This is a genomic window from Rhabdonatronobacter sediminivivens (assembly GCF_013415485.1).
Classification (GTDB): domain Bacteria; phylum Pseudomonadota; class Alphaproteobacteria; order Rhodobacterales; family Rhodobacteraceae; genus Rhabdonatronobacter; species Rhabdonatronobacter sediminivivens.
The window spans coordinates 1-1,500 of sequence record NZ_JACBXS010000117.1 but is presented as its reverse complement, the minus strand read 5'-3'; the positions used below and the strand labels follow the sequence as shown (position 1 = coordinate 1,500).

Below are 1,500 nucleotides of genomic sequence, written 5' to 3'. Positions count from 1 at the left end.
GCCGGATCGGTCATGGCTGCGCGACGCTGATCAGACGCCTCGGCGTCAATGCTGCCATCGGCAAAGAGCACCAGCCGCCCGGCTTCCTTGGCCTTCTGGATCGCGCCGCGCGACAGCCCGACATGGGCGGCGTACTGGCGCTCGCTCATGCCCTGCATGGAGCCTCCCGGACCGCGTTATAGCAATGATATTGCTGCGAATTCAGTTGATTACACTCCGCGCCGGAGCGATTCTCGGTCCTGAGGCAAACGGGTGCCTCGCACCCCCCGGACAAGGATCAAGGCCATGCCCAGGCACAAACCGAACGCTGACGCCGCGCGCGACGCCGAATTGCTCGAGATCGCCCGGCGCCAATTCCGCATCGAAACGCTCGAGACCCGGAACCGGGACGCGCTGGATTTCCACGACGTCGCCGTCTGGGCCATCCGCGCCGCGCTCGAGGAGGCCTTCGAGGCCGGACGCCGCGCGGGCTCCACTGACACCCAACCCTGAAAGGACAGGCACATGACCGCCATCACCACCATCCGCATCGATCACGCGGCGCTGCCGGACCCGCTGAACCTCAAGAGCCCCGATGCCGCCGCCCGCATGATCGAGGCCGCACTGCGCGACGAGGGGATCACGGCCGAGGCCTCGGACGTCATCTCGCACATCAAGATCGAGTTGCCGACCACCCAGCTTGCCGCTGCCAGCGCCATGCTGGCCAGCCTCCAGCTGATCTGAGGAGGTCAGGATGAGCACCCGCGCACAGATCGCCATCGAGATCGGGCCCGAGCAATGGGCGCATGTGTACGTCCATTTTGACGGTTATCCCTCGCACATGTTGCCCGCGCTGGCCCCATGGACGCCTGAGGACATCGTCGCCGCGAAGGAAATCCGGCAGGTTCGCGCCGACGAGCTCGACTGCTTCGACCCGCCTCGCGAGCCCCCGATCCTGCCGCGTCCGACCTGCGAGCTTTGCCACCTGTATGTCTGGCGGGACGGGGCATGGGTGGAACTCGACCCGGAAACCCACGCCCCCGAAGGATCAGCGCAATGACCATGCCCTCCCTGAACTGCCTGTCCGAAGGCGAAACCCTCGACGGCATCGTGCGCCGCAACTGCGCCATCGGCGTCGACCTGCGCTTCTGCCACAGAGTTGCCGTGTCCGGAGATGATCGCGACACCATCACCTGCGATCCGCCCGAGGCGGAATTCGCAACCCTCTACGCCCTCACCGATCTGGGCGAGGCCATTGCCATCCATGACGCCGAACTGACCAGCGCCGGGGCGGACGAGGTCGCAGCCGTCGCACGCGCGCTATTCGTGGCAATCGTCAACGCCCGCCGCGATCCGCCTGACGCCGCCCAGCGACATGAAGCGGAACAGGCCGCGCTGATCGATCCGGACCGGATCGAATGATCAGGAAGCAACTTTATGGCGCTGGTTTTCCTACACTTTCAGACGCAGGCGAGCGATTCTGATTACACAAGGACGATTCAACTCAGCCGAAGGAACCCC

4 protein-coding genes are annotated in these 1,500 nt (G+C 65.3%); all 4 read left to right on the top strand.

Features of this window, described 5'->3' with window-relative positions; translation table 11 throughout:
• The first annotated feature begins 285 nt into the window (after window positions 1-285).
• Genes HUK65_RS18405 through HUK65_RS18390 form a run of 4 tightly spaced genes read left to right on the top strand, consistent with a single transcriptional unit; the run spans window position 286 to window position 1,401 of the window.
• Window positions 286-492 (top strand): DUF6900 domain-containing protein, encoded by a 207-nt coding sequence (locus HUK65_RS18405; protein ID WP_179907733.1) that lies wholly within the window; start codon window positions 286-288, stop codon window positions 490-492.
• Window positions 493-504: 12 nt separating this feature from the next.
• The gene (locus HUK65_RS18400; RefSeq protein WP_179907731.1) at window positions 505-723 is read left to right on the top strand and encodes a hypothetical protein; all 219 of its coding nucleotides are present in this window, start codon (window positions 505-507) and stop codon (window positions 721-723) included.
• Window positions 724-733: 10 nt separating this feature from the next.
• Complete coding sequence (locus tag HUK65_RS18395) at window positions 734-1,039, top strand: hypothetical protein (RefSeq protein WP_179907729.1); 306 nt, start codon at window positions 734-736, stop codon at window positions 1,037-1,039.
• A complete protein-coding gene (locus tag HUK65_RS18390; RefSeq protein ID WP_179907727.1) occupies window positions 1,036-1,401 on the top strand; it encodes a hypothetical protein in 366 nt (121 codons plus the stop codon). The genes HUK65_RS18395 and HUK65_RS18390 overlap by 4 nt, the downstream gene beginning before the upstream one ends.
• The last annotated feature ends 99 nt before the right edge of the window (window positions 1,402-1,500 follow it).